This is a genomic window from Desulfovibrio sp. SGI.102 (assembly GCF_050314315.1).
Classification (GTDB): Bacteria; Desulfobacterota; Desulfovibrionia; order Desulfovibrionales; family Desulfovibrionaceae; genus Desulfovibrio.
The window spans coordinates 21,114-47,349 of the sequence record NZ_JBNPNC010000017.1 but is presented as its reverse complement, the minus strand read 5'-3'; the positions used below and the strand labels follow the sequence as shown (position 1 = coordinate 47,349).

24 protein-coding genes are annotated in these 26,236 nt (G+C 64.2%); 21 read left to right on the top strand and 3 right to left on the bottom strand.

Features of this window, described 5'->3' with window-relative positions; all coding sequences use genetic code 11:
• Positions 1 to 167 precede the first annotated feature (167 nt).
• Both ACQRCJ_RS05670 and ACQRCJ_RS05665 read right to left on the bottom strand, forming a co-directional pair.
• Positions 168 to 1,118, bottom strand: coding sequence for an aminotransferase class IV (locus tag ACQRCJ_RS05670; RefSeq protein WP_204625663.1), 951 nt, complete (start codon positions 1,116 to 1,118; stop codon positions 168 to 170).
• A gap of 259 nt (positions 1,119 to 1,377) precedes the next feature.
• Positions 1,378 to 2,424: an aspartate-semialdehyde dehydrogenase gene (locus ACQRCJ_RS05665; protein ID WP_006007301.1), complete on the bottom strand. Its 1,047-nt coding sequence runs from the start codon at positions 2,422 to 2,424 to the stop codon at positions 1,378 to 1,380.
• A 472-nt stretch (positions 2,425 to 2,896) separates the two neighbouring features.
• On the opposite strand from ACQRCJ_RS05665, the gene ACQRCJ_RS05660 reads away from it, so the two are divergent.
• From ACQRCJ_RS05660 to lepA, 21 genes are all read left to right on the top strand, one after another.
• Positions 2,897 to 3,706: a dihydroorotate dehydrogenase electron transfer subunit gene (locus tag ACQRCJ_RS05660; protein WP_297137663.1), complete on the top strand. Its 810-nt coding sequence runs from the start codon at positions 2,897 to 2,899 to the stop codon at positions 3,704 to 3,706.
• A 28-nt stretch (positions 3,707 to 3,734) separates the two neighbouring features.
• A complete protein-coding gene (locus tag ACQRCJ_RS05655; protein ID WP_427799465.1) occupies positions 3,735 to 4,661 on the top strand; it encodes a dihydroorotate dehydrogenase in 927 nt (308 codons plus the stop codon).
• A 197-nt stretch (positions 4,662 to 4,858) separates the two neighbouring features.
• Complete coding sequence (locus tag ACQRCJ_RS05650) at positions 4,859 to 5,992, top strand: hypothetical protein (protein ID WP_289616840.1); 1,134 nt, start codon at positions 4,859 to 4,861, stop codon at positions 5,990 to 5,992.
• Entirely contained in the window at positions 5,989 to 7,041 is a 1,053-nt protein-coding gene (locus ACQRCJ_RS05645; protein WP_427799464.1) for an NAD-dependent epimerase/dehydratase family protein, read from the top strand. The genes ACQRCJ_RS05650 and ACQRCJ_RS05645 overlap by 4 nt, the downstream gene beginning before the upstream one ends.
• Positions 7,038 to 9,044, top strand: coding sequence for an ABC-F family ATP-binding cassette domain-containing protein (locus tag ACQRCJ_RS05640; RefSeq protein ID WP_427799463.1), 2,007 nt, complete (start codon positions 7,038 to 7,040; stop codon positions 9,042 to 9,044). Before ACQRCJ_RS05645 ends, ACQRCJ_RS05640 begins: the two co-directional genes overlap by 4 nt.
• Positions 9,041 to 9,442: a (deoxy)nucleoside triphosphate pyrophosphohydrolase gene (locus tag ACQRCJ_RS05635; protein ID WP_297137667.1), complete on the top strand. Its 402-nt coding sequence runs from the start codon at positions 9,041 to 9,043 to the stop codon at positions 9,440 to 9,442. The genes ACQRCJ_RS05640 and ACQRCJ_RS05635 overlap by 4 nt, the downstream gene beginning before the upstream one ends.
• A 547-nt stretch (positions 9,443 to 9,989) precedes the next feature.
• Entirely contained in the window at positions 9,990 to 11,069 is a 1,080-nt protein-coding gene (locus ACQRCJ_RS05630) for a M24 family metallopeptidase (RefSeq protein WP_427799462.1), read from the top strand.
• A 9-nt stretch (positions 11,070 to 11,078) separates the two neighbouring features.
• The gene (aroL, locus tag ACQRCJ_RS05625) at positions 11,079 to 11,597 is read left to right on the top strand and encodes a shikimate kinase AroL (RefSeq protein WP_204674997.1); all 519 of its coding nucleotides are present in this window, start codon (positions 11,079 to 11,081) and stop codon (positions 11,595 to 11,597) included.
• A 68-nt stretch (positions 11,598 to 11,665) separates the two neighbouring features.
• Positions 11,666 to 12,727, top strand: a complete 1,062-nt coding sequence (locus ACQRCJ_RS05620) for a glycosyltransferase (protein WP_168934758.1) — start codon at positions 11,666 to 11,668, stop codon at positions 12,725 to 12,727.
• A 303-nt stretch (positions 12,728 to 13,030) separates the two neighbouring features.
• Positions 13,031 to 13,450: an ATP synthase F0 subunit B gene (locus ACQRCJ_RS05615; protein ID WP_006007274.1), complete on the top strand. Its 420-nt coding sequence runs from the start codon at positions 13,031 to 13,033 to the stop codon at positions 13,448 to 13,450.
• A 148-nt stretch (positions 13,451 to 13,598) separates the two neighbouring features.
• Positions 13,599 to 14,144, top strand: a complete 546-nt coding sequence (locus ACQRCJ_RS05610) for a F0F1 ATP synthase subunit B (protein ID WP_427799461.1) — start codon at positions 13,599 to 13,601, stop codon at positions 14,142 to 14,144.
• Complete coding sequence (gene atpH / locus ACQRCJ_RS05605) at positions 14,141 to 14,692, top strand: ATP synthase F1 subunit delta (protein WP_006007270.1); 552 nt, start codon at positions 14,141 to 14,143, stop codon at positions 14,690 to 14,692. Before ACQRCJ_RS05610 ends, atpH begins: the two co-directional genes overlap by 4 nt.
• A 3-nt stretch (positions 14,693 to 14,695) precedes the next feature.
• Positions 14,696 to 16,204 carry a F0F1 ATP synthase subunit alpha gene (gene atpA, locus ACQRCJ_RS05600; protein WP_006007267.1) on the top strand — a complete coding sequence of 503 codons (1,509 nt, stop codon included), beginning with the start codon at positions 14,696 to 14,698 and terminating at the stop codon, positions 16,202 to 16,204.
• A 17-nt stretch (positions 16,205 to 16,221) separates the two neighbouring features.
• Positions 16,222 to 17,103, top strand: coding sequence for a F0F1 ATP synthase subunit gamma (locus ACQRCJ_RS05595; protein ID WP_168934756.1), 882 nt, complete (start codon positions 16,222 to 16,224; stop codon positions 17,101 to 17,103).
• Positions 17,104 to 17,115: 12 nt separating this feature from the next.
• Positions 17,116 to 18,537 carry a F0F1 ATP synthase subunit beta gene (gene atpD, locus ACQRCJ_RS05590; protein ID WP_168934755.1) on the top strand — a complete coding sequence of 474 codons (1,422 nt, stop codon included), beginning with the start codon at positions 17,116 to 17,118 and terminating at the stop codon, positions 18,535 to 18,537.
• Between the two features lie 9 nt (positions 18,538 to 18,546).
• Positions 18,547 to 18,948 (top strand): F0F1 ATP synthase subunit epsilon, encoded by a 402-nt coding sequence (locus tag ACQRCJ_RS05585; protein WP_168934754.1) that lies wholly within the window; start codon positions 18,547 to 18,549, stop codon positions 18,946 to 18,948.
• A 156-nt stretch (positions 18,949 to 19,104) separates the two neighbouring features.
• Positions 19,105 to 19,788 carry a helix-turn-helix transcriptional regulator gene (locus ACQRCJ_RS05580; protein WP_168934753.1) on the top strand — a complete coding sequence of 228 codons (684 nt, stop codon included), beginning with the start codon at positions 19,105 to 19,107 and terminating at the stop codon, positions 19,786 to 19,788.
• Positions 19,789 to 19,832: 44 nt separating this feature from the next.
• A complete protein-coding gene (locus ACQRCJ_RS05575) occupies positions 19,833 to 21,278 on the top strand; it encodes a Na+/H+ antiporter NhaC family protein (RefSeq protein WP_204625511.1) in 1,446 nt (481 codons plus the stop codon).
• Positions 21,262 to 22,590, top strand: coding sequence for an MmgE/PrpD family protein (locus ACQRCJ_RS05570; RefSeq protein ID WP_204625510.1), 1,329 nt, complete (start codon positions 21,262 to 21,264; stop codon positions 22,588 to 22,590). The genes ACQRCJ_RS05575 and ACQRCJ_RS05570 overlap by 17 nt, the downstream gene beginning before the upstream one ends.
• 4 nt (positions 22,591 to 22,594) lie before the next feature.
• On the top strand, positions 22,595 to 22,969 hold the full coding sequence (locus tag ACQRCJ_RS05565; RefSeq protein WP_427799460.1) for a Rid family detoxifying hydrolase: 375 nt from the start codon (positions 22,595 to 22,597) through the stop codon (positions 22,967 to 22,969).
• Between the two features lie 172 nt (positions 22,970 to 23,141).
• Positions 23,142 to 24,947, top strand: coding sequence for a translation elongation factor 4 (gene lepA, locus ACQRCJ_RS05560; protein WP_168934747.1), 1,806 nt, complete (start codon positions 23,142 to 23,144; stop codon positions 24,945 to 24,947).
• A gap of 125 nt (positions 24,948 to 25,072) precedes the next feature.
• On the opposite strand, the gene ACQRCJ_RS05555 is transcribed toward lepA, so the two are convergent.
• Positions 25,073 to 26,176, bottom strand: coding sequence for a hypothetical protein (locus ACQRCJ_RS05555; RefSeq protein ID WP_427799459.1), 1,104 nt, complete (start codon positions 26,174 to 26,176; stop codon positions 25,073 to 25,075).
• Positions 26,177 to 26,236: the final 60 nt, after the last annotated feature.

Sequence of the window (26,236 nt, the reverse complement as noted above, 5' to 3'; positions counted from 1 at the left end):
CCCGCACATACAAATTCAAGAAAACCGGGATGCTCCATGAGGGATGGCTATTTCCCTGTATGGAACTTTTCACCATGTCCATCTGACATGGCGGGGCTTTCCCGGATAACGTGCGCAGGGGAGAGGGGAGTTTGAGGAAAGGGGCCCCTTCCCTCTCAAATATGCCCCTAAAACGGCGTGCCGGTAGCCAGCATGTGTTCCAGCAGGGCGTCACGCAGCCAGCGGGCCACGGGGCCGGGACGGCCGGCGTCGGGGCCCTGGCCGATGGGACGGCCCTCGAAGTGGCTGATGCCCACACACAGGCTGGCGCTGGTGAAAAGCAGCATCTCGCGGGCCGTGAAGATCTCTTCGCGGCGGATGGGGCGCTCCACCACGGGCAGGCGCTGCGGCGCGATCTTGCGGGCGGCCAGCATGGAGGTGCCGGGCAGGATGCGGCGCCCTTCGGGACAGCACAAGCGGCCTTCGGCATCCACGATGCCCACATTGGCGATGGCGGCCTCGCCCAGATGGCCGTCCTCGTCAAAGGTCACGGCCACGTCCATGCCCCGCTGCCGGGCCTCGGCGGCCATGAAGACATTGGGCAGATAGTTGGTGCTCTTGATGCGGGCCAGATATTCCTGCTTGGGCGGGATGGCGCTGGCAAAGGCCGTGAGGCCCTTCTCGTAAAAGGCTTCCGTGGGCAGGGCCTTGCGCAGGGCCACGATGTAGAGGCTGGACTGCGGGCACTCCTCGGGCGAGACGCCGAAACCGCCGGGCCCACGGCCCACCAGCACGCGGATGTCGCCATGATCGGTGCCCGAAGCGCGGGCCACGTCCAAGATGCGGGCACGCAGTTCGTCCCACGAACAGGGCGGCAGCAGGGAAAGGGCGCGGCTGCCGTCGCGCAGGCGGGCCAGATGTTCCTCAAGGGCAAAGATGCGGCCCTCGCGGTAGCACAGGCTCTCGAACAGGGCATCGCCCCGGTGGCACATGTGGTCGTCCAGGGGCAGGAGCAGACAGCGCGCGTCACGGCAGACGGCGTCCACACGCGCATCGTAAAAGGCCAGGATCTTGTCGGCCCCGGGCCGGGGCGCGGCCATCAGGGCCGCCATCCAGGCATCGGCATCCAGAATCTTCATGGCATCCCCGCGAAAGGCCCTCCCGCGCGGGAGCGGCCTGTTGTGGTTGCTGATCGGGGGCAGGGCCCCTGCCGGCGGCTGTCGCCGGTGAAACGTCTTTTTCTAGCACGAACGGCAGCGGCGGGGAATACCTTGCCCCGCTGCCGGGGATCACGCCCGCGCCTGCGCGCCGCAGGGCAAAAAGCAGGGGGAAGGACCTGCCCCGCCACGGCGGGAACGGGCCCCTCCCCCTCTGCTGTCCGTATCCTGTCGCTGCGGACTAGGACATGAAAACGTTCTTGTCGGGCACGCGCACCAGATCGCGCTTGAGCAGTTCCTCGGCGATCTGCACGGCATTGAGGGCCGCGCCCTTGCGCACGTTGTCGGCCACGATCCAGAGGTTCAGGCCGTTCTCGATGGTCTCGTCCTCGCGGATGCGGCCCACATAGGTCTCGTCGTCGCCCACGCAGTAGGCGGGCATGGGGTACATCTTTTCGCGCGGGTTGTCGAAGACGCGCACGCCGGGGGCCTGCGAGAGCAGGATGCGGCATTCCTTGGCGGTCATCTTCTTGTGGGTCTCGATGTTCACGGACTCGGCATGGCAGTAGAACACGGGCACGCGCACGCAGGTGGCGGTCACCTTGACCGTGGGATCGTTGAAGATCTTCACGGTCTCGTTGACCATCTTCATTTCTTCCTTGGTGTAGTCGTTCTCCAGGAAGACGTCGATGTGCGGCAGCACGTTGAAGGCGATGCGGTAAGGATAGACCTTGTTTTCGGGCTCGCGCATGTTGAACAGGTCGCGGGTCTGGCGTTCCAGTTCTTCCAGGCCCTTCTGGCCGGTACCGGACACGGCCTGATAGGTGGAGACCACGATGCGCTTGATGCCCACGGCGTCATGGATGGGCTTGAGGGCCACCAGCATCTGGATGGTGGAGCAGTTGGGGTTGGCGATGATGCCCTGATGGCCTTCCAGGTGTTCGGGGTTCACTTCGGGGACGACCAGGGGGCAGCGGTCGTCCATGCGCCACTGGGAGGAGTTGTCCACCACCACACAGCCGGCATGGGCGGCATGGGGAGCGAATTTTTCGGAAGTGCTGCCGCCGGCGGAGAAGATGGCGATGTCGATACCTTCGAAGACATCTTCCTTCAGTTCCTGCACCACCAGCTCGTCATCGCCGAAAGGCACCTTGGTCCCGGCGGAACGGGCCGAGGCGAAAGCACGCACTTCCGTGGCCGGGAACTGGCGATCGTGCAGGGTTTTCAGCATTTCACGGCCCACGGCGCCCGTGGCGCCCACAACGGCAACAGTCAACTTCTTGCTCATGCTCAATTCTCCATGCAGGGCAAATCAAAGGCTATACGGGGTCTGCAGCAGCATCATTCTGGCCCGGCCCCAAAAGAAACCTGACTATAGCGGGCATCATGGCAAAAGGGAAGATGTGACGGCGCGTCTGTACTGACAATTTTCGTGTGAAAAATTACACAGTTATCCTGCAGTGCTCCGACAGTGCAGCGCCTTTTTTGCCGACCGTGCGGCATGGTGCGGCGCAACACGCTGAAATCGAAACGATTTTCCGCATTCTTCCTGCACCGCCGCCGGGACGGATATGCAAAGCATCCCGCGGCCCGGAGGCCCGCCGTCAGCCCCCCTGACGCAGGCTCTCCCCGAGGCATGACCGAGCCTTTTTGCCTGCGCTTTTCCCGGCTTGCGGCGCAGGCAGAAAAAAACGCCTTCCGGCCGCTTCTGACGGGCCCGGAATGTTGACCGCTCCGGCACAAGCTCCTATACTTGCGCGATGACACAACCTAGCTCCTGCCTACTTACGGTGCTGGATCTGGTCCCCTTCGGCCAGACCGGCCAGGAAAGCCGCTTCTTCGCCCTGCGCCTCACCCGCCCCGACTGGCCGTCATGGCGTCCCGGCCAGTTCGTGATGGTGCGGCCCACGTCGTTCGGTCTTGAGATGCCCTGGGCCCGTCCCTTCGGCATCTGCCACATGACTTCCCGCCACCTGATCTGCTTCTTCCAGGTCGTGGGGCGCGGCACCCGTCGCATGGCCGAACTCAAGGCCGGCGACACCGCGCGCGTCTGGGGGCCCCTGGGCAACGGCTTCGCCATGGAGCCCGACACCCCCACACTGCTGCTGGCCGGCGGCATGGGCATCGTGCCCTTCGTGGGCTATGTGAGCGAGCACCCCAAGCCGTGGAACGTGACCATGCTCTTTGGCCATCGCGAGCCGCTGAGCTGCTACCCCGTGGACAGCATCAACGAGCATGTGCCCCTGGACAGCCTGCGCGAGACCGTGCCCGGCGACCTGGACAACTTCATCTTCACCATCCAGGAACGCATGCGCGAATACGCCGAGCAGAAGGGCCTGATCCTGGCCTGCGGCCCCCTGCCCTTCCTCAAGACCGTGCACGGCTTCGCCCGTGAGCTCAACGCCCGCGTGCAGCTCTCGCTGGAAAACCGCATGGCCTGCGGCGTGGGCGCCTGCCTTGGCTGCGTGACCCGCACCACCGAGGAATGGCCCGTGGCCGACAAGCGCAACGGCCTTGTCCAGACCTGCAACCACGGCCCCGTGTTCTGGGCCAACCAGATCGAGCTCTAGGCCGGGGGACAGCATGAACCAGCACTCTATGGATCTTTCCGTCACCCTCAAGGGGCCCACGCAGAGCCTGCACCTCAAGAACCCGGTGCTCACGGCTTCCGGCACCTTCGGTTACGGCATGGAATTCGCCCCCTACGGCGACCTGACCAGCCTGGGCGGCATCATCGTCAAGGGCCTGTCCCTGCTGCCCCGCGACGGCAACCCCTGCCCGCGCATCGTGGAGACCACGGCCGGCATGCTCAATGCCGTGGGCCTGCAGAACGACGGCGTGGAAGCCTTCTGCAAGGAAAAGCTCCCCCGCCTGCCCTGGCAGCATCTGCCCGTCATCGCCAACCTTTACGCCACCTCCCCCGCCGAATTCGGCGAGCTGGCCGCCCGCCTCAATGAAGAGGAAGGCGTGGCCGCGCTGGAAGTGAACGTCTCCTGCCCCAACGTCAAGAGCGGCGGCATCCTCTTCGGGCAGGACCCCAAGCTGGCCGCGGCCGTCACCCGCGCCGCCCGTGACGCGGCCCCCAACAAGCCGCTCATCATCAAGCTTTCGCCCAATGTCACGGACATCGCCCTCATGGCCCGCAGCGTGCAGGACGCCGGTGCGGACATGATCTCGTGCATCAACACCCTTTCGGGCATGGCCGTGGACGTGGCCCGGCGCAAGCCCCGCCTGGCCAATGTCATCGGCGGCCTGTCCGGCCCGGCCATCAAGCCCGTGGCCCTGCGCTGCGTGTGGCAGGTCTGCAAGGCAGTGGACATCCCCGTCATCGGCCTGGGCGGCATCTGCTCCGCCGAAGACGTGCTGGAGTTCATCCTGGTGGGTGCCCATGCCGTCCAGATCGGCACGGCCAACTTCATCAGCCCCGACTGCGCCTTCGAGATCGTCAAGGAACTGCCCGCCGTCTGCCGCCAGCTGGATGTGACCAGCCTGGACGAGCTGCGCGGCTCCCTGAAGACGGCCTAACGCACGTCCGCTCCTTTTCCCGTGCGGGAGGGTACCGTAAGGCGCTCTCCCGCGCGGTGTTTTTTGTCCGGGGCACTGCGCCCCGTCCCGGCCTTGCTCCCGAGCCCCGGCGCCTGCCGGGACGGCCCGGCCAGCCCCGAAGATCCAACCGCAACAGGGTACGGCAGCCCCTGCAAGTCTGCTCCATGGAGGCCCGCGTGGCAGAACTGAGCATCATCCCCGTCAACACTGCGGAAGACCTGGACCGCTTCGTCGAACTGCCCTGGAGCATCTACACGCCGGATTCCCTCTGGGTGCCCAACCTGAAAAAGCAGGACCGCGAGCTGCTCTCGCCCGGCGAGCATCCCTTCTGGAAGACCGCCCGGCGCGAACTGTTCCTGGCCCTGCGCGACGGCCGCCCCGTGGGCCGCATCGCGGCCATCGTGGACGAAAAATACAACGCCTATGCCGGCGAACGCTGCGGGGCCTTCGGCTTCTTCGAATGCCAAGATGACCGCGAGGCCGCCCACGCCCTGCTGCAGGCCGCCCATGACTGGCTGCGCCGCCAGGGCATGGCCTTCATGCGCGGGCCCCTCAATCCGTCCACCAACTACACCTGCGCCATGCTGGTGGACGGCTTCGACGAGGCCCCCGCGCTCATGATGCCCTGGAACCCGCCCTACTATCCCGCCCTGCTGGAATCCTGGCACATGCGCAAGGAGCAGGACCTGTTCGCCTACCTCATCGAGCGCGACAAGCTGCGGGTGGAGGACTGGCTCAAGGACGAGATCCGTCACCTCAAGGAACAGGAGCGCTTCACCTGCCGCGTCTCCTCCAAGGCCACCCTCACCGAGGACATCCGCATCATGCTGGACCTCTACCGCATCTCGTGGGCCGGCAACTGGGGCTTCGCGCCCCTTTCCGACGGCGAGGCCGACGTGCTGGTGAAGGAGCTCAAGGGCCTGCTCAACCCCGATTTCTTCGTCCTCTTCTTCCATGACGGCGAGCCCGCCGCGGGCATGGTGGCCCTGCCGGACTTCAATCCCCTGCTCAAGCGCCTCAACGGCAAGCTGGGCCTGAGCGCCCTGTGGCATTACTGGCAGGCGCGGGGCGAGATGCGCGGCAAGTACCGCATGATCCTCTTCGGCATCCGCGAAGAGTTCCGCCTGCTGGGCCTGCCCCTGCTCCTGCTGGACTACATGCTGGAACAGGCCCGCCGCCACCCCGAGTTCTGCCAGGTGGAAGGCTCGTGGGTGCTGGAGGACAACATGGCCGTCAATGACCTCATCGAAGACTTTTCCGGGCGGATCACCAAACGTTACCGCCTGTACCGCAAGGAGATCGTGTCATGAGCCATAGCACCGATACTCCCCTGGGCATGCCCGCTCCCTGGCTGGACGGCAAAAAAATCGTCGTCACCGGCGGCACCGGCTTCGTGGGCCGTCACCTGCTGCCCCAGCTGGTGGCTGCCGGGGCCCGCGTCACCTGTATCACCCGCGCCACGTCCCGCCGCGACCATCTGCCCGCCGGGGTGGAAGTGGTCCGCGCCGACCTGCGCAGCGGCGCCGGGCTGGAAGAAGCCCTGCGCGGCCAGGACATCTGCATCCACATGGCCGCCCTGCTCTTCGGTCTGGGCTGGCAGGACTATCTGCGCGCCAACAGCGAGGCCGCCCGCGCCTTGGCCACGGCCTGGCAGCGCCTCGACGCGCAGGGCCAGGCCCCGCAGCGCATGGTGCTGGTCTCCAGTCTGGCCGCCAGCGGCCCCTGCGACACGCCCGCCGGCAAGGGCGACGACGCGCCCGGCGCGCCCGTGTCCGCCTACGGCTGGTCCAAGCTCATGGTGGAACAGATCCTGGGCCGTGCCCTGGGCGAGCGCATGGTCACCCTGCGGCCGCCCATCATCTACGGCTCCGGCGACCGCGGCCTGCTGCCCGTGTTCCAGGGCCTGCGCTACGGCGTGGCCGTCACGCCCGGCATGTTCCGCCGCTTCCCGGTCTCGGCCGTGCATGGTCGCGACGTGGGCCGCGCCATCGTCTGCTGCTGCCGCCCCGAAGCGCACGGCGTCTATCACGTCAATGACGGCGGCTGCTACGCCATGGCCGACTTTTACCGCGCCATGGCCCGTGCCATGGGCAAAAAGGCCTGCATCCTGCGCCTGCCCCTCTGCTTCCTGGGCCTGACCGCGCTGCTGTCCACCCTGGGCGGCAGCCTGCTGGCCGCGCTGGGACGCAAGGGCCGCGCCCCCAACTGGAATCTGGACAAATACCGCGAAGCCCGCCAGTCCGGCTGGACCTGCGACGCGTCGCGCCTGCGCGAGGAACTCGGCTATGCCCCCGCCCTCACGCTCGACCAGGGCATGCAAGAAGCCGTGGAAGGCTACAGGCGCGAGGGCCTGCTGTGAAAATAACCATCCAGGAACTGTCCAAGTCCTTTGGCGGACGGGACATCTTCAACAATTTCTCGCTGGAAGTGGATTCCGGCGTGCGTCTGTGCGTCTGCGGCCCCAACGGGACCGGTAAATCCACCCTCCTCCGCCTGCTGGCCGGTGTGGAACCCGCCGACGGCGGCCGTGTCATCCTGCCCAGGGGCTGCCGCCTGGGCTTCGTGGAACAGGAGCTTTCCGAAGAGGCCCTGGACACGCCCCTGCTGACCTATGTGCTGGACGTGCTCCATGACTGGAACGAGTTCTGGGCCGAATGGGAAGAGGCCGCCCAGCAAAAGGACGAGGCGCGCCTGACCCAGCTCATGCACCGCCAGGCCGAGCTGGAAGCCACCCACGGCTACAATCCCGAGCACCGCGCCAAGGCCGTGCTCTCCGGTCTGGGCTTTGCCGAAAGCAAGTGGCTGCGCACCCTGCGCGAGCTCTCCGGCGGCTGGCGCGAACGCGCCAAGCTGGCCCGCGTGCTCACCGCCGGGGCCGACGTGCTGCTGCTGGACGAACCCACCAACCATCTGGACATGGAAGCCGTGGAATGGCTGGAGTCCTTCCTCATGGACTTCAAGGGCGCTCTGGTCTTCGTGGCCCACGACCGCGTGTTCATGGACCGCGTGGGCACGCACGTGCTATATCTGGGCCTGTCCCGCCCGGTCTTCCGCAAGGCCACCTACACCCAGTTCCTCTCCCTTCAGGAAGAATACAACGCCCAGCGCGAACGCGAGGCCAAGGCCCTGCAGGACGAACTGGCCCGCAAGATGGCCTTTGTGGAACGCTTCCGCGCCAAGGCCACCAAGGCCCGCCAAGCCGGTTCACGCCAGAAGATGGCCAAAAAGCTGGAAAAAGAGCTGGAAGATTACCGTCCCGAGCCCAAGCGCAAGGAACTGAACTTCACCTGGCCCGAAGCCCCGCACATGGAAAAGGTGGCCCTTGCCGCCGCCGATCTGGCCTTCCACTTCCCGGACGGCAAGCAGATGTGGCCGCCGCTGACCTTCACCCTGTACAACGGCCAGCGCGTGGCGCTGGTGGGGCACAACGGCTGCGGCAAGTCCACCCTGCTCAAGCTGCTGGCCGGGACCCTGGAACGCTGTGGCGGCAACGTGGTCACCGCGCCCCAGATGCGCCTGGGCTACTACACCCAGCACCAGATGGACACCCTGCGCCCGGACACCACCGTGCTGGGCGAGATCCGGCGCCTGTCCGACCCTCGCACCACCGAAGAAGAGCTCATGAGCGTGCTGGGCCTCTTCCTGCTGGGGCAGGAATACTTCGACCGGCAGGTGAGCAAGCTCTCCGGCGGTGAAAAGAGCCGTCTGGTACTGGCCAGCCTGTTCCTCAAGCGCTGCAACTTCCTGCTGCTGGACGAACCCACCAACCATCTGGACCTCGAAAGCCGCGAGGCCCTGGGCACGGCCCTGCAGAAGTTCGACGGCACCCTGCTCATGGTGGCCCACGACCGCTGGCTGCTCTCGCAGGTGGGTGCCGAGGCCTGGGCCCTGGACGAGAAAGGCATCACCGTCTACCCCGACTTCGCCAGCTACGACACGGCCCGCCGTGCCGCGCTGGAAAGCGGCAGCGTCAGTCCCAGCCTCAACGCCTCCAACAAGGCCGAGAAGCCCGACAACGCGCCCCGCGCCAACCTCTCCCGCGAGGAGCAGAAGCGCCTCAAGCGCGAGCAGGCCGAGCGCCGCAACGCCCTGCACAAGGAGCTCAAGCCCCTGCAGCAGAAATACGCCGCGCTGGAAGGCGAGCTGGAAAAGGCCATGAGCGAACAGTCCGATGTGGAGACCCAGCTGGCCGATCCGGCCGTCTACGCCGACGGCGCCCGCTCCACCGAGCTGCTCAAGCGCTTCAACGAGCTGCGCGACCTGACCGAGCGCCTTATGGAAGACATGGCCGCCCTGGAAGAACAGATCGCCGCCATCGAAGCCAGGCGCGCCGACATCGACAGCATGGGGGATCTGGCATGACCTCCATCGTCGTGGCCGGCGGCATCATCTGGCAGGACGACCACCTGCTGGCCGCCCTGCGCCCGCAAGGCAAGCCCATGGCCGGTTACTGGGAGTTCCCCGGCGGCAAGCTCGAACCCGGCGAGACCGCCGAGCAGGCCCTTTGCCGCGAGCTGCGTGAGGAGCTGGGCATCAGCGTGCGCGCCTGCCGGCTCTGGCAGATCGTGGAGCACGATTACGCCGAGCGCGACCTGCACGTGCAGCTGCACTTCTTCCACGTCACCGCCTTCGACGGCACGCCCTGCGCCCGGGAACGTCAGGAGCTGCGCTGGGTCACGCCCGCCCAGGCCCGTGACCTGCCCTTCCTGCCCGCCGACGCCGATCTGGTGGCCAGCCTGCCCGCCTGCGCGCCGCGGTAGCGCGTCAGGCTCTGTAAGAGTGATTTTGTTGAGGGGGGAAGGGAACCCCTTTGGCTAGCGCACAAAGGCAGTTCCCTTCCCCCTCAAACTCCCCCATCCTTCCCCAAACGCGCTTTCACGGCCTGTGTCCCTCCGGGGACACAGGCTTTCTTATTTTTTAGGGGGAAGTTCATGGAAAAGAGGCCGGGAGGCTGATCCATAACCTTCCCCAAATACTCAGCCAGGGCCAGAGTGGAGCCGCCTGTGCCTCCATATGACCTTCCGGCAGGAAGAGCGGCCCCGGCATCCCTGCCGTATTTCCTTCCGCAAACCCGGCCATTGCGTCCGAGCCGGACGGCGGCTAAGATGCCACCTTGTCCCCAAAGCCTCGCCCGACGGCAGCGCACGATGCCATGCCCTGTGTCCGCCAGACGGGGACCTGCCATACCGGCCTGAATAAAAGTTTTTGGAAGGGTTGGGGGGTCCGGGGGGAAGGGGGACCTTTTTCCCAAAAGGTCCCCCTTCCCCCCGCCCATCCCTCTCTGCCTTCCCTGCAAAGGAACCTCGCATGAACACGCCCTATGCTGCCCGACGCGACCGCCTGCGCCAACTGATGCGCGCCCGCGGTCTGGATGCCCTGCTGGTGAGCCACGCTGCCAACCGTTTTTATCTTTCCGGCTTCGAGCTGCATGACGTGCAGCTCAACGAGAGCGCGGGACGCCTGGTCATCTGCGCGGACGGGCGGGACTGGCTCTGCACGGACGCCCGCTACAAGGATGCGGCGGCCCGTCTCTGGGACGAGGACCGCATCCTCATCTACGGCCCGGACGCGGCCACGGAGATCGGCCAGCTCATGCGGCGTTGCGGCAGCCGCCTGGGCCTGGAGGCGGAGATCGTGAGCCTCAATTTCGCCCGCTCGCTGGGCCGTGCCGTGGGACGCGGCGCGCATCTGCAGGCCGCCGACGGCCTGGTGGAAGAGCTGCGCGTCATCAAGGATGCGGACGAGATCAAAGCCCTGGAGCGTTCCTTCGCTCTCAACCACGCCATGCTGCGCTGGCTGGAGGAAAGCCAGCTGCAACCGGGCCGCAGCGAAGCCGAGCTGGCCTGGGCCATCGAAAAATATTTCCGCGACAACGGCGCTTCGGAACTGGCCTTCCCGTCCATCGTGGCCGTGGACCAGAATGCGGCCCTGCCCCACGCCATCCCCGGCGAGAAAAAGCTGCCGGACAACGGCCTGGTGCTGGTGGACGTGGGCTGCCGCGTGGACGGCTATTGCTCCGACCAGACGCGCACCTTCTGGGTGGGCGACGCGCCGCACAAGGAGTTCCGCGAGACCATGAAGCTGGTGCGTGACGCTCAGCAGGCCGCCCTGGACAAGATGCGGCCGGGCCTGCCCCTGCACGAGGCCTATACGCTGGCGCGGGGCGTGTTCGAGAAGGCGAGCGTGGAGGCCTGGTTCACCCATGGCCTGGGCCACGGCGTGGGGCTGGAGACGCACGAGGCCCCCAGCCTGGGCCGTCGTGGCGACAAGGTCCTGCAGGAAGGCATGGTGGTCACGGTGGAGCCCGGCCTCTACTATCCGCAATGGGGCGGCATCCGCTGGGAATACACGGTGCTCATCACGGCCGACGGCAACCGCATCCTCTAGGGAGGCACCATGTCCCTGATCTACCTTGTGGGCCCGCGGGCCTGCGGCAAGACCACGCTGGGCAAGGCCCTGTCCGAAGTGCTGGACGTGCCTTACTGCGATACGGACCACCACCTCTGCGAGCGTCTGGGCATGGACGTGGCGACCATGGTGGAGCGCTGGGGCTGGGAGGGCTTCCGCAGCCGCGAGAGCGAATCCCTGCGCCTGGCCAGTGAGGAGCTGGCGGGCCGTGGCGTGGTGGCCACCGGCGGCGGCATGGTGCTGGCGGAGGCCAACCGGCGCTACATGCGCGAGCATGGCCGGGTCTTTTTTTTGTCCGCCCCCGTGGAGGTGCTGGCCGCCCGCCTGCGGCGCAATCCGCTGGAGGCCCAGCGCCCCAGCCTCACCGGCAAGAGCCTGGACGATGAAGTGCGCGAGGTGCTGGAAGCCCGCCTGCCCCTGTACCGGGACGCCGCCCACCACGAACTGGACGCCCGCCAGAGCATCACGGAACTGTGCCTGGCAGTGCGGACCCTGCTGCGTCGTTGATCATCACGGGGAGCGCGTCACGCCCATAGCGGCCTGATGCGCTCCCCGTGCGTTTTTTGGGAGGAGACATGTCTGCTAGCCCGCTGGTGACCGTCCTGCTGCCGGTCTGGAACGGCGCTTCCCTGCCCCTGACCGCAGAGGGGGAAGAGCCCCTGCGCGTGGCCATCCGTTCCCTGGCCCGGCAGGAAGCCGCGCCGGACGCCCCCGTACCGGGCTTCGAGGTGCTGGCCGTCGATGACGGTTCCACCGACGGCACGGCGGCCCTGCTGGATGCCCTGGCGGCGGAATATCCCTGCCTGCGCGTCCTGCATCGTCCGCATGAGGGCCTGCCCGGCGCGCTCAACGCCGGTCTGGAGTCCGCCCGGGGCGCGCTCATCGCCCGCATGGACGCCGATGATGTCTGCCACCCGCAACGCCTGGCCCTGCAGGCCGCCTGGATGGCGGAACATCCCGAAACGGGCCTGCTGGCCACGCGGGTACATTTTGGCGGCGACCGCGAGACCGCGCGCGGCTTTGCCCATTTCGTGGACTGGCAGAACGGCCTGCTGGATCATGAGGCCATCAGCCGCAACCGTTTTCGCGATACGCCCGTCAGCCATCCTTCGGTCATGTTCCGGCGCGAGCTGCCCCGGCTGCACGGCGGCTATGCCGACGGTTTTTTTGCCGAGGACTGGGAGTTGTGGCTGCGCTGGCTGCACGCCGGAGTGCGCATGGCCAAGCTGCCGCAGGAGCTGCTGGTCTGGAACGATCCGCCGCGCCGGGCTACCCGCAGCGACAGCCGCTATTGCGAGGCCGCCAACAACCAGTTGCGCGCCCTCTGGCTGGCCCGCTGGCTGGAACGCCACAACCCCTGGCATCCGCGGGTCTACCTGCTGGGCGCGGGCAAGGTGGCGCGCCGCCGTCTGGCCCCCCTGTGGGAAAAAGGCGTGCAGGTGGCCGCTTTCGTGGACATCGATCCCAAAAAGATCGGGCAGAAGGTGCACGGCGTGCCGGTCATCGGCCGGGACGGACTGCCCGGGCCGGGACGCTGTTTCCTGCTCAACGCCCTCACCGCCCACGGCGCCGACGAGGATGCCGCCCGCTGGCTGGCTGCCGCCGGCTATGATGCGGAGCAGTGGCTGCTGGTCTGAGAGGTCCCGGATAGTCCGCGAAGCGTGAGCCGCTGTCCAAAAATTGACGGCTCCTGCCGCGCTCTGCCTTCTTTCGCCCTTGCGGCCGCGCATTTTTCCCAAGAGATCCCGCTTTTTATTTGTTGAGATAATGGCTTAAAATTACTTGATTTTTACGAAAACATATGAAAAATATCATAAAATTGTTTGTGCAGATGCGAAGACTTTGCGAATTTTGTCACCAATACCCTTTGACATAACCCCTTGTTGAGGGTATTTTATAAAAGCTTTGAACATCACACCGTCCAGAGGGAGGATACGGTAATGTTGGACCTTAATATCACCTTGGTTTTCCAGTTGGTGAACTTCTTCATTGCACTGTACGTGCTGAACCTCCTTCTGATTCGCCCCATCCGCGAAATCATCCGCAAACGCAAAGCCGTCATGGACGATATGTCCGGCGAATCCGAATCCTACGAATACCAGGCCGAACAGCGCCTTTCCGACTATGACAACCAGCTGACCCGCGCCCGTCAGGATGCAGGCCAGAACCGCGAAAAGGCCCGCGAAGCCGGCGCCGCCGAACAGGCCAGCCTGGTGGCTGAAGCCCAGAAGCGCGCCCAGGAAATCATTGCCGAGACCCGTCGCAACCTGCAGGCCGAAGCCGATGCTTCCCTGAAGGAACTGCGCGGTCAGGTCGCCACGCTCTCCGGCCAGCTGGCCGAGCGTGTGCTGCGTGGCTAGTACGCCGTTTCTGCCACTGTGCCACGCGCGAGCTCGGTGGTTTTTCGGGCGGTCTTCGGACCGCGAGGGTAAAGAATCAAGAGAAACCCAATCAAGGGGGTGGGCTTTGAGCAAATGGAAACACGCTGGGCTGGGCTTGACGCGAGTTATGGTGCCTGTCCTTGCGCTTACGCTGCTTTTCGCCGTGGGGGCGCAGGCCTCTGAAGGGCATGACGCGCCGCGCTGGGGCGACTTTGGCTGGCGTGTGCTCAACTTCATCATCTTCGCCGGTATCCTGTGGTACTTCGTGGGCGGTCTGGCCCGCAAGTTCTTCTCCGGCCGCCGCGCCCGCATCAGCCAGGACCTCCAGGATCTGGAAGCCCGCCGCGCTGAAGCCCAGAAGCGCCTGGATGAAGTGGAAAAGCGCATCAGCAACCTTGAGTCCGAACGCAAGGCCATCCTCGATGAAAGCCTCGCTCAGGCCGAAATCGTGAAGCAGGCCGTCGTCGAAGAAGCCAAGCGTCAGGCCGAACAGATTGTGCAACAGGCTCGTCGCACTGCCGAGAACGAAGGCCGCGCCATGCTGGCCGAAGTGCGCGCCGCCATTGCCGATGAGATTGTGGACGCAGCGGAAAAGGTCCTGGCTGAAAAGCTGACCGCCGCCGAGCATGAAAAGCTCATTACCAACTCCCTCAACAAGGTGGTGCTCCATTGACGGACGCGATAGTTGCTCGCAGATATGCCGGCGCCATATTTGCGCTGGGCAAACAACAAGGGGATGAGGCCCTCTCGCGTTACGGGAGCGATCTCGCCGCGCTGGGAGACATGCTTGCCGCCTCGCCGAAGCTGGACGCCGCGCTGAAAAGCCCGGTCATCAGCATCGATGAAAAAAAGGCTGTGATGGGCAAGCTGCTTAAGAAAATCAAGGCGGACAAAACCGTCAGCAACTTCTGCCTGCTGTTGGCCGACAAAGAGCGTCTGGCTTATCTCGGCGAGATTGTCGGCTGGTATGGCAAGTTGCTTGACGACGCCAAAGGAATTATCCGTGGTACGCTCACTACCGCCGTGGAGCTTACGGATAACAAGCGGGCCGAACTCAAGGCCGAGCTTGAAAAGAAGGCGGGGGCGAGCATTGAGCTTGCCTTTGATGTGGATGCTTCCATCCTTGGGGGCGTGGTGCTCAAGGTTGGTGATCGAGTGCTGGACGCAAGTCTGCGCGCGCAGTTGGCGATCCTTCGGGAGACATTCAAGAGGGGTGAATAGCACATGCAGATCAAAGCTGAAGAGATAAGCAAGATCATTGAAGATCAAATCAAAAACTACGAGCAGCGCGTAGAAATGAGCGAAACCGGCACCGTGTTGTATGTCGGTGACGGTATCGCCCGCGTCTACGGGGTTCAGAATGCCATGGCCATGGAACTGCTGGAATTCCCCGGCGGCGTCATGGGTATGGTGCTCAACCTCGAAGAAGACAACGTGGGTGTCGCGCTGCTCGGCTCCGATGTGGGCATCAAGGAGGGCGATCCTGTCAAGCGTACCGGCAAGATCTTCTCCGTGCCCGTGGGCGACAAGGTTATGGGCCGCGTGCTCAACCCCCTTGGCCAGCCCATCGACGGCCTCGGCCCGGTCGAAGCCGAAGAAGTCCGCCCGGTGGAAATCAAGGCCCCTGGTATCATCGCGCGTAAGAGCGTGCATGAGCCCATGCCCACGGGTCTGAAGGCCATCGACGCCATGACTCCTATCGGCCGCGGCCAGCGTGAACTGATCATTGGCGACCGTCAGACCGGTAAGACCGCCGTCTGCATCGACGCCATCCTGGCCCAGAAAGAAACCGACATTCACTGCTTCTACGTGGCCATCGGCCAGAAGAAAGCGTCTGTCGCCCTGGTGGCCGACACCCTGCGCAAGCACGGTGCCATGGAATACACCACCATCATCTCGGCCACCGCTTCCGACCCGGCTCCCTTGCAGTACATCGCGGCTTACACCGGTTGCACCATGGCCGAGTACTACCGCGACAACGGCAAGCATGCCCTGATCATCTACGATGACCTCTCCAAACAGGCTGTGGGTTATCGCCAGATGTCCCTGCTGCTCCGTCGTCCTCCCGGACGTGAAGCTTTCCCCGGCGACGTGTTCTACCTGCACTCCCGCCTGCTGGAACGCGCTGCCAAGGTGAGCGACAAGCTCGGTGCCGGCTCCCTGACCGCCCTGCCCATCATCGAAACGCAGGCCGGTGACGTGTCCGCCTACATCCCGACCAACGTGATCTCCATCACCGACGGTCAGGTGTACCTGGAACCCAACCTGTTCAACGCCGGTGTGCGTCCGGCCATTAACGTGGGTCTGTCCGTGTCCCGCGTGGGTGGCGCCGCTCAGATCAAGGCCATGAAGCAGGTTGCCGGTACCATGCGTCTGGACCTGGCCCAGTACCGCGAACTGGCCGCTTTCGCCCAGTTCGGTTCCGACCTGGACAAGGCCACCAAGGCCAAACTGGAACGCGGCGCCCGTCTGGTGGAACTGCTGAAGCAGCCCCAGTACCAGCCCATGCCCGCCCAGGAACAGGTGGCTTCCATCTACGCCGCTACCCGCGGCTACATGGACGACGTGCCGGTGGATCAGATCCGTCGCTTTGAAAGTGAAATGCTGGCCTTCATGCGCGATACCCGCAAGGACGTGCTGGACGCCATCAAGGATAAGAAAGTCATTGATGAAGCTGTGGAAAAGGCGCTGAACGAGGCGATTACCGCCTTTAAGCAGGGCTACCAGGCTTAACGCCGGGGGATACCCATATGCCTTCACTCAAAGACGTAAAAATGAAAATCGTGGGGGTCGGCAAGACCAAGCAGATCACCAAGGCCATGAACATGGTGGCCTCGGCGAAACTGCGCGGCGCGCAGGCCCGCATCGAACGCTTCCGGCCGTATGCCGGCAAGTATCGCCAGGTCCTGGCCGAGCTTGCCCGCAAGGTGGAGGGCACTGCCCATCCGCTGCTGGCCGAGCATGAGGAAAAGAAAAACTGCGCCATCGTGCTGGTCACGTCCGATCGTGGTCTGTGCGGCAGCTTCAACGGCAACATCATCACCACGGCCCTGAAGCTCGCTGCTGAAAAAACCAATGCCGGTATGAAGGTCACCTTCGCCTGCATGGGCCGCAAAGGACGCGACGCTGTGCGCAAGGCCGGCTACGACATCTCGGTCGCTTACGGTGACCGTATGGGCAGCCTGGACTTTTCGCTGGCCAGCTCCATCGCGCAGGAAGTCATTCACGGCTACGAAACCTTTGCTTTTGATGAAGTCTGGATGGTGTACGGCGAGTTTGTGTCCATGGGGCATCAGCCCCCGCGCACACTGAGCCTGCTGCCCCTGGCTGCCCCTGAGGCGGAAGCGGAAGAAGGTCAGGAAGAAGCCCACTGCGAGTACGTTTACGAACCGCAGGAAGAAGCCCTTCTGGCCGAGCTGCTCCCCCGCTACATCAAGGTTCAGGTCTACCGGGGAATGCTGGATACGTCTGCCAGTGAACACGCTGCGCGCATGGCCGCTATGGACAACGCGACGCGTAACTGTAACGAGATGATCAATACGTTGACCCTGCTCTACAACAAGACACGGCAGGCTTCCATCACCAGCGAACTCATCGACATCGTCGGCGGCGCAGAAGCGCTGAACGGGTAACAGGAGCCAAGCATGAGCAAAAACATTGGTAAAATCGTCCAGGTTATCGGCGCCGTCGTGGACGTTGAGTTCAGCGACGGACACCTGCCTGATATCCTGACCGCCCTGGAAATCAAAAACCCCAACAACAGCGACGCGCCTGACCTCGTCTGTGAAGTGGCCCAGCACCTCGGTGACAACGTGGTGCGTACCATCGCCATGGACGCCACCGAAGGTCTGGTGCGCGGCATGGAAGTTGTGGATACGGGCAACCCCATCATGGTGCCCGTGGGCAAGGCGGCTGTGGGACGTATCCTCAACGTTATCGGCCGTCCCGTGGACGAAATGGGTCCGGTCAACGCTGAGAAGTACTACCCCATCCACCGTCCCGCCCCCGAGTTCACCGAGCAGAACACCAAGGTGGAACTGCTTGAAACCGGCATCAAGGTCGTGGACCTGCTCGTGCCCTTCCCCAAGGGCGGCAAGATGGGTCTGTTCGGCGGCGCCGGCGTGGGCAAGACCGTTATCCTGATGGAAATGATCAACAACATTGCCAAGCAGCACGGCGGCTCTTCGGTGTTCGCCGGCGTGGGTGAACGTACCCGTGAAGGCAATGACCTGTATAACGAACTGAAAGAAGCCGGTGTTCTGGAGCGCGCCACGCTGGTTTACGGCCAGATGAACGAGCCTCCGGGAGCCCGTGCCCGCGTGGCCCTGACCGCCCTTGCCTGCGCCGAATACTTCCGCGACGAAGAAAACCAGGACGTGTTGCTCTTCATCGACAACATCTTCCGCTTCACGCAGGCCGGTTCGGAAGTGTCCGCTCTGCTGGGCCGCATGCCCTCGGCCGTGGGTTACCAGCCCACCCTGGGTACTGACCTGGGTGCCCTGCAGGAACGCATCACCTCCACCAACAAGGGTTCGATCACCTCCGTGCAGGCCGTTTACGTGCCCGCTGACGACTTGACCGACCCCGCCCCGGCTACCACGTTCTCGCATCTGGACGGTACGCTCGTGCTTTCCCGTCAGATCGCCGAACTGGGTATCTACCCCGCCGTGGACCCGCTGGACTCCACCTCCCGCATCCTCGACCCCAACGTCGTGGGCGAAGAGCACTACAGCGTGGCCCGTCAGGTGCAGATGGTGCTGCAGAAGTACAAGGAACTGCAGGATATCATCGCCATTCTGGGTATGGACGAACTGTCTGACGAAGACAAGCTCACCGTTGCCCGTGCGCGTCGTATCCAGCGCTTCCTGTCCCAGCCCTTCCACGTGGCCGAAACCTTCACCGGTACCCCCGGCCAGTATGTGAAGCTGGAAGACACCATCAAGGGCTTCAAGGGCATCCTGGAAGGCCAGTACGACCACCTTGCCGAATCCGACTTCTACATGCTGGGCAGCATCGACCAGGCCGTGGCCAAGTACGAAGCCCGCATCCAGCAGGAAGCTAAGTAAGGAGCGCCCATGAGCATGCTGCAACTGGAAGTGGTGACACCTGACAAGACCGTTGTCAGCGCTCAGGTGGATATGGCCGTGTGCCCCGGCGTCATGGGTGAGTTTGGCGTGCTGCCGCATCACGTCTCCCTGCTCTCTGCCCTCAAGATTGGCAATCTGCGCTATACTGAAGGCGGCAAGCAGCACAACGTGTTCATCTCCGGCGGCTTTGCCGATGTGAACAACAAGGTCCTGACCGTGCTGGCGGAATCGGCCGAACTGGCCGAAGACATCGACACCGCCCGCGCCCAGGCCGCCAAGGAGCGCGCCGAAAAGCGCATGGCCAGCCAGGCCGATGATGTGGACCATGCCAGAGCGGAAGCCGCTCTGCAGCGCGCCGTCGAGCGCCTGCATGTGGCCCAGTTGCGCTAGCGGCAATCAGTCTCCTGATTAAAACAAGCCGCATTGCGGGAAACCGCAATGCGGCTTTTTCATACCCGAAAATTTTTATACAAAAAATTTTTTGTTGTACAAAAAATAGTTTACAAATCGAGAGCCACCCCGTATATTCACCTCATGGAGTTCCACATGGACAAGAAAACTCTTCTGGAAAATTTGTGCAGGATCGCCGACGGGCTGGTCGCTTTTTGGGGGCGTGACTACGAGATCGCCATCCACGACCTCAGCCGTCTCGAATCCTCCCTGGTCCATATCGCCGGCGAAGTGACCAAAAGAGCCCCCGGAGCTCCGGCAACCGATTTCCTCATCAACCACCTGAGCCGCTATGGCGCCGATGCGCCGGACGTGCGCCCCTACCGCGCCCAGGGCCGCCATGGCGAACCCCTGCGCGGATCACTGGTCTACATCAAGGACGACAAGGGCGTGCCTGTCTTCGCCATGTGCATCAACCAGAACATCTCCCGCCAGATGGCCGCCATCGCCGCCCTGGAAGACCAGATACGCACGGCCCCCGCCGGAGACAGCCGCAATGACGGTACCCAGGAGACCTTTGCCGCCACCTCGGAAGAGACCATGGAAGCCATCGTCCGCAAGGTACTGCAGCAATTCGGCAAGCTCCCCACAGAGCTGGACAGGGAAGAACGCATCGCCCTGATAGCCCAGTTCGACCAGCACGGAGCCTTCCGCTTCAAGGGCATGGTCGAACATATCGCCTCCATCATGGGCATCTCCAAATATACGCTCTACAGCTATCGCAAGGCGTGCCGCCAGGGCCCGGCCAACGGCCCGCAAGATCCGGAATTGCCTTCATAACACGTGGAGGACTGCTCCACGTAAACATTTACTGGAGGTACTTCATGTCAGTCCCGAACCGCCCCGAGAGCGAATACAACGCTGCCCTCAAGATGTGGGGGGGAAAGTGGGGGGCAGCCATCCCCCTGCTCCTGCTTATCTGCGGCCTCTTATGGTTGTCCCTGCACGGGCCGGCCACGCCAAAGAACTTCTGGAGCATCGGCTTTGCCGCCATCTGCATCGGCCTTTTCCTCTCCAAGACGCCCAAGGAATACTGCGCGACCGTCCTGCGCGGGTTCAACAACAAGAGCGTCGGCGTGCTGTGTGCCTCCTGGATCTTTGCCAGTGTCTTCGGCCAGATCATGCAGGCCGGCGGCATCATCGAGGGGCTGCTCTGGTTCGGGCTCAACGTAGGGGCCCAGGGCAGTGTGTTCACCGTCATCACCTTCCTGGCGGCCATGCTGTTCTCACTGGGTACCGGCACCGCCAACGGCACCATCCTGGCGCTGACGCCCGTCATGTTCCCGGCCGGTGTCTTCCTTGGGGCGGACCCCGCCTTCCTGGCCGTGGCCATCCTCTCCGGCGGCGCCCTGGGGGACAGCTATTCCCCCATCTCCTCTTCCAACATCACCGTCGCCTTCACCCAGGACGCTGACATCCAGAAGATAACCCGGACCCGCGCGCCCCTGGTCTTCACGGCTGCCGCCATCTCCGCCATCGTCTTTGCCTGCTTCGGCGGTGGCGGCACGGTCTCCACGCCGCCCCAGTTCGCGGCCTCCATGTCGCCCACCTGCCTGCTGCTCCTGCTTGCCTTCGGGATCGTCATCGTGGCCTCGCTCCTTGGGCGCCATATCATCGAATCCCTCACCTGGGGCATTGCCGCGGCCATCGTCATCGGCCTTGCCATAGGCCGCCTCAGCCTGTCGGATCTGCTCCATCCCGTCACCACCGGCGGCATGAGCAGCGGCCTGCTCGAGAACGGCGTGAGCGGCGTCACGGGGGTCATCATCTTCATCCTCTTCATCCTTGGCGTGATCCAGCTCGTCATGGAAAGCGGCATCATGGAAGATATCGTCAACTGGGTGCAGAAGACCTTCATCAAGACGGCCCGTCAGGCCGAGATCACGATCATCGCCTCCACGGTGCTGATCACCATCCCCATTTCCGCCAACGTCCCTGCGGAAGTCCTGCTGGGTACGACCTTCGTCAAGCCCCTCTCCCAGCGCTTCGGCATAGCTCCCGAACGCGCCGCCGACCTGCTGTGCTGCTCGGCCTGTACGATCTTCTATATGCTGCCCTGGCATATCGTCTGTGCGCTCTGGTTCAATACGGTCAGCCACGCCGCCGCCGAATACGGCCTTGTCAGCCCGCCCATCACCTCCGCGCTCCTCATGCCCTACGCCTGGGCCCTGCTGCTCGTCCTTTTCCTTTCCGCCATCACGGGATGGCAGAAGCGGATACCGACCCAAGGTCTTTCTTCCAAGGAGCAAAATGATGCCGTCTCCCGCTAACCTCCTTACGGATTTCATCCTCAGGCAGAGCTATGCCGATCTTCCCGAACCGATCCGCCATCAGGCAAAGCGCTGCCTGCTGGACAGCATGGGCGCCCTGTCCGCCGGTGCGGTCACGCCGCTGGCCCGCCTGACCGCCCGCACGGCCGAACGTTTTTTCCAGGGCGGGGAATGCACCCTGATCGCCAGCGGCAGGAAGGTCTCCCCCCTGGGGGCCAGCATGGCCAACGGTTTCGCCTCCAATGCCCTTGATGTGGAGCACGGCTACCGGCCCGCCCAGGGACGCCCCGGTGCGGCCCTGACGCCGGTGATGCTGGCTGCCGCCGAGATGGCGGAAACGCCTCCCTCGGGCACGGATATGCTGGCTGCAGTGGCCGTCGGCTACGAGGTGGGGATGCGCTCCGGCATGTACTGGAACCGGGATCATGCCCGCGTCTACACTTCCGGCCTCTGGGGCGCCATCGGCGCCGTGGCCGCCGCCGGCCGCATCCTCGGCCTGAAGGAAGACGTCCTGCTCCAGGCGCTGAACTGCGCCGATTACCACGGCCCGGTAGGCTTCATCGCCCGCGGTGTGGCCACCCCCTGCATGGCCAAGGACGGCGTCGGCTGGGGGGCCCATACGGCCATGATGTCCATCCTGCTGGCACAGGCCGGGTTCACCTCCCCCCTGCTGGATTTCGACGCCGCGCTGGCCGAAGAACTGGGAAGCCGCTGGCGCATGGCGGACCTGTACTTCAAGCCCTACTGCTGCTGCCGCTGGGCCCAGGCCTCCATCGCAGGCGCCCTCAAGATCGTCAGGGAAAACCACCTTGCCGTCAGCGACATCCGCCGTCTTGTCATCCACACCTTCTCCAAGGCGGCCTCGCTCAGCCGCGAACACCCCACGCATACGGACGCGGCCCAGTACAACATCACCTATCCCATCGCTGTCGCCCTGCTGGACGGCCAGATCAGCGGGGCCCAGGTCCTGCCGCCGCGCATCTTCGACAAGGATGTCCTGGAGCTTGCCGACATGATCGAAGTGGTGGTGGAAGAGCGCTTCGAAGAGCGCTTCCCGGCCCGGACGTTCTCCGAAGTCTGCATCACCACCACGGACGGCAGGGAGCTGCGGTCCGGGGAACTGGAGCCCCAGTGGGAACCCGCCGACAGCCCCTCCGATGAAGAGCTGCTGGACAAGTTCACCCGCCTGACCGCCCCCGTCTTCGGTGAGCAGGAATGCGCCCGCATGCGGGAGGCCATCTGGCATGCGGAAGACCTGGACAATGCGCTGGACATCTGGCCGCGCACCCTTGCCCGTCATATCGAGGAGTAACCATATGGACATGATCCAGAGCACAGGGGCCCCGGCGGCCATCGGTCCCTATTCGCAGGCCGTGGATACCGGCAGCACCGTCTATCTGAGCGGCCAGATCGGCCAGGACCCCGCCAGCGGGCAGCTCGTCACCGGCTTCAAAGCCCAGACCATCCAGGCTCTCGAAAACCTGAAAGCCGTGCTTGCCGCGGCCGGCATGACGCTCGACAACATGGCCCAGGTCGATGTCTTCGTGACGGACATGCGCAACTTTGAGGACTTCAACGCCATCTACTCCACCTACTTCCCCGCCTACAAGCCGGCACGACTGTTCGTCGAGGTCCGGGGGCTCTGCCCGGGAGCAGAGGTCGAGATCCGCGGTATCGCATGCAGGCGGTGACCCCGCCGGCATGAGACCGGCCTGTCCGGGAACGGTTCCGCACAACTCCGTTTCCCGGACAGGCTCCTTTTCCCCTCCCTCCGGGCGGGCACGGGCGGGCAGCATGGACTTTGGCCCTGTTTTGGCTTATTAAGATACTTTTCAATCTTCGTAACCCAATGCAGGATATACCATGCCCAGTCTGGATCATATTCGCAATTTCTGCATCATCGCCCATATCGACCACGGCAAGTCCACCCTTGCCGACCGCATCCTTGAGCTGACCAAGGTCGTCAGCCAGCGCGAGGCCCGCCAGCAGTACCTGGACAAGATGGATCTGGAACGCGAGCGCGGCATCACCATCAAGGCGCAGACCGTGCGCATCCCCTATGTGGCTGCCAACGGAGAGGAATATGAGCTGAACCTCATCGACACGCCCGGACACGTGGACTTCAACTACGAAGTGTCGCGCTCCCTGGCCGCCTGCGAAGGCGCGCTGCTGGTGGTGGACGCCACCCAGGGCGTGGAGGCCCAGACCCTGGCCAACGTCTATCTGGCCCTGGACCACGACCACGAGATCGTGCCCGTGCTGAACAAGATCGACCTGCCCAGCGCCGAGGTGGACCGCGTCAAGGAAGAGATCGAGGAAGCCATCGGCCTGGACTGCACCGACGCCCTGCCCGTGTCCGCCAAGACCGGTCTGGGCGTGGACGCCGTGCTGGAAGCCATCGTCAACCGTCTGCCCGCGCCGGGCGGCGATCTGGACGCCCCCCTCAAGGCCCTGATCTTCGACTCCTGGTACGACAGCTACCAGGGCGTGGTGGTGCTCTTCCGCGTGGTGGACGGCCGGGTGAAACTGGGCGACATGGTGCGCCTCATGAGCACCGGCAAGGAATATGAAGTGCTGCGCCTGGGCGTGTTCTCGCCTGAGGCTACGGACGTGAAGGAACTGCACGCCGGTGAGGTGGGCTTCCTTTGCGGCAGCATCAAGTCCCTGGGCGATGCCCGCGTGGGCGATACCATCACCCTGGCGGCCAATCCGGCCACCGAGCCCGTGCCCGGCTTCAAGGAAGTGAAGCCCATGGTGTTCTGCGGCCTCTATCCCTCGGAATCCGACGATTACGAGAACCTCAAGGCCGCGCTGGAAAAGCTCCAGCTCAACGACGCCGCCTTCAGCTTCGAGCCTGAGACCTCCCAGGCCCTGGGCTTCGGCTTCCGCTGCGGCTTCCTGGGCCTGCTGCATATGGAGATCATCCAGGAACGCCTGGAACGCGAATTCGAGGTGGACCTCATCGCCACGGCGCCCTCGGTCATCTACCGGGTGGACACCACCGACGGCAAGACGCTGGAGATCGACAACCCGGCCCATCTGCCCGACTCCACCAAGATCAAGGCCCTTTACGAGCCCTATGTGAGCATGGACATCCACGTGCCCAACGAATACGTGGGCAACGTCATGAAGCTCTGCGAGGACAAGCGCGGCACCCAGAAGAACCTGCACTACCTGGCCGCCAACCGCGTGGTGGTGACCTACGAGCTGCCCTTCGCCGAGATCGTCTATGACTTCTTCGACCGACTCAAGTCCTGCACGCGCGGCTACGCCAGCATGGACTACCAGCCCATCGACTACCGCGAGTCCGACCTGGTGCGTCTGGACATCCTGCTCAACAGCGAGCCCGTGGACGCCCTGGCCGTCATCGTGCACCGCGACCGCGCCTACACCTACGGCCGTTCGCTGGCCCTCAAGCTCAAGCGCACCATCCCGCGCCAGCTCTTCCAGGTGGCCATCCAGGCGGCCATCGGCCAGAAGATCATCGCCCGCGAGACTGTGTCCGCCTTCCGCAAGGACGTGACCGCCAAGTGCTACGGCGGTGACATCACCCGTAAGCGCAAGCTGCTGGAAAAGCAGAAGGAAGGCAAAAAGCGCATGAAGCGCATGGGCAACGTGGAGCTGCCGCAGGAAGCCTTCCTGGCCGCCCTCAAGGTGGGCGACGAATAAACCGCTTTTGTACGGACGTAAAAAGGCCACCCCGCAGGATGGCCTTTTTTCATGCATCACGACAGGACGGCACCGGAGCCGGAGAAGCGCTCGCTGTCCGGCGCCCATCCCTCCCGGCCGGTCCGTCAGCTGGCGGCCTTCTTCTTTCCGGCCGGAGGACGGGGCATCGTGCGCCGGGCGCGGCGCTCCGCAGCGCCGAACACGCATTCCTCCCGCGCCACGGGCAGGGCCGCCTCCCGGGTCTTGCGGCGCTGCCGCCAGGCTTCCAGATGCGGCTTGCCGTAGAGCACGCCCTCACGCGGTTCCGCGGGCTCCGGCACCTTGCCGTAGGACAGGGGCAGGTGCTCCGTCTCGCGGGACGAGGCAGGCAGCTGGGGGCCGCGCAGGGCCGCGGGCCGGAAGTATCTGGTGGCCCAGGTCAGGGCCAGCACGTAGGCGGCCGCGAACAGGCTGGCGGCCGTGTCCCACGGCGGGGTGGCCGAAAGGGCCAGACGCATCATCAGCGTGCCGATGACGAAGCCGGAGTTGCGGAACACCGCATGGAAGGACGGCATGTAGCGCTGCGAGATGAGGACCAGCGCGATGTCGGCGAAGATCAGCACCGTATAGATGGTCTCGAAAAAGCGCATGTCCTCGCCGGTGTGGATGTGGATCCAGGCATCCCGGATGCCGATGCCCAAAAAGATGACGAACAGCGTCAGCGAAAGCAGCTTTTTGCTGATGACGAAACGCATGCGCATCTCCGGGCTCTGGATGTAGGCATAGCTGGAGGCCAGCTTCCCGTAGATGCCCAGGGCCACGAAGATACCCAGGGCCCCCAGCGCCGTAACCGCGATATGGATGACGGGATCGAGGTTGCCGGCGATGCTCACCGGCTCGGGCAGGTGCGCCAGCTCCTTGAAGGCATTGCGCAGCAGGATCAGCGCCAGGATCTCGAACTGCTTGCCCACGGACCGTGAAAAGGATGTGGAGATGATGAAGATCAGGCTCATGACCTCCAGGCCCAGGATCAGGGTGAAGGCCAGCTGGATGGCGCTGAAATGGCTGTGGGGCGTCAGCTGGGCCAGTGCGGGCGGCAGCATGCCCTGGCGTTTGAGCTCCACGCAGCACAGGGCCGCCACGTAGATCCAAAAGATGACCAGCGCCACCTTGCGCTGGACGTGGGTCCGCTCCCAATTGTGGTGCAACCAGTCAAAAATATCTGTAAGCCATTGCAGCTTGAGCAGCATGTGGAGTCTCCTTTCCGGGGATCGTGTGTGGCGCACAGCATCTTTCAAGTTCGGGAAAAT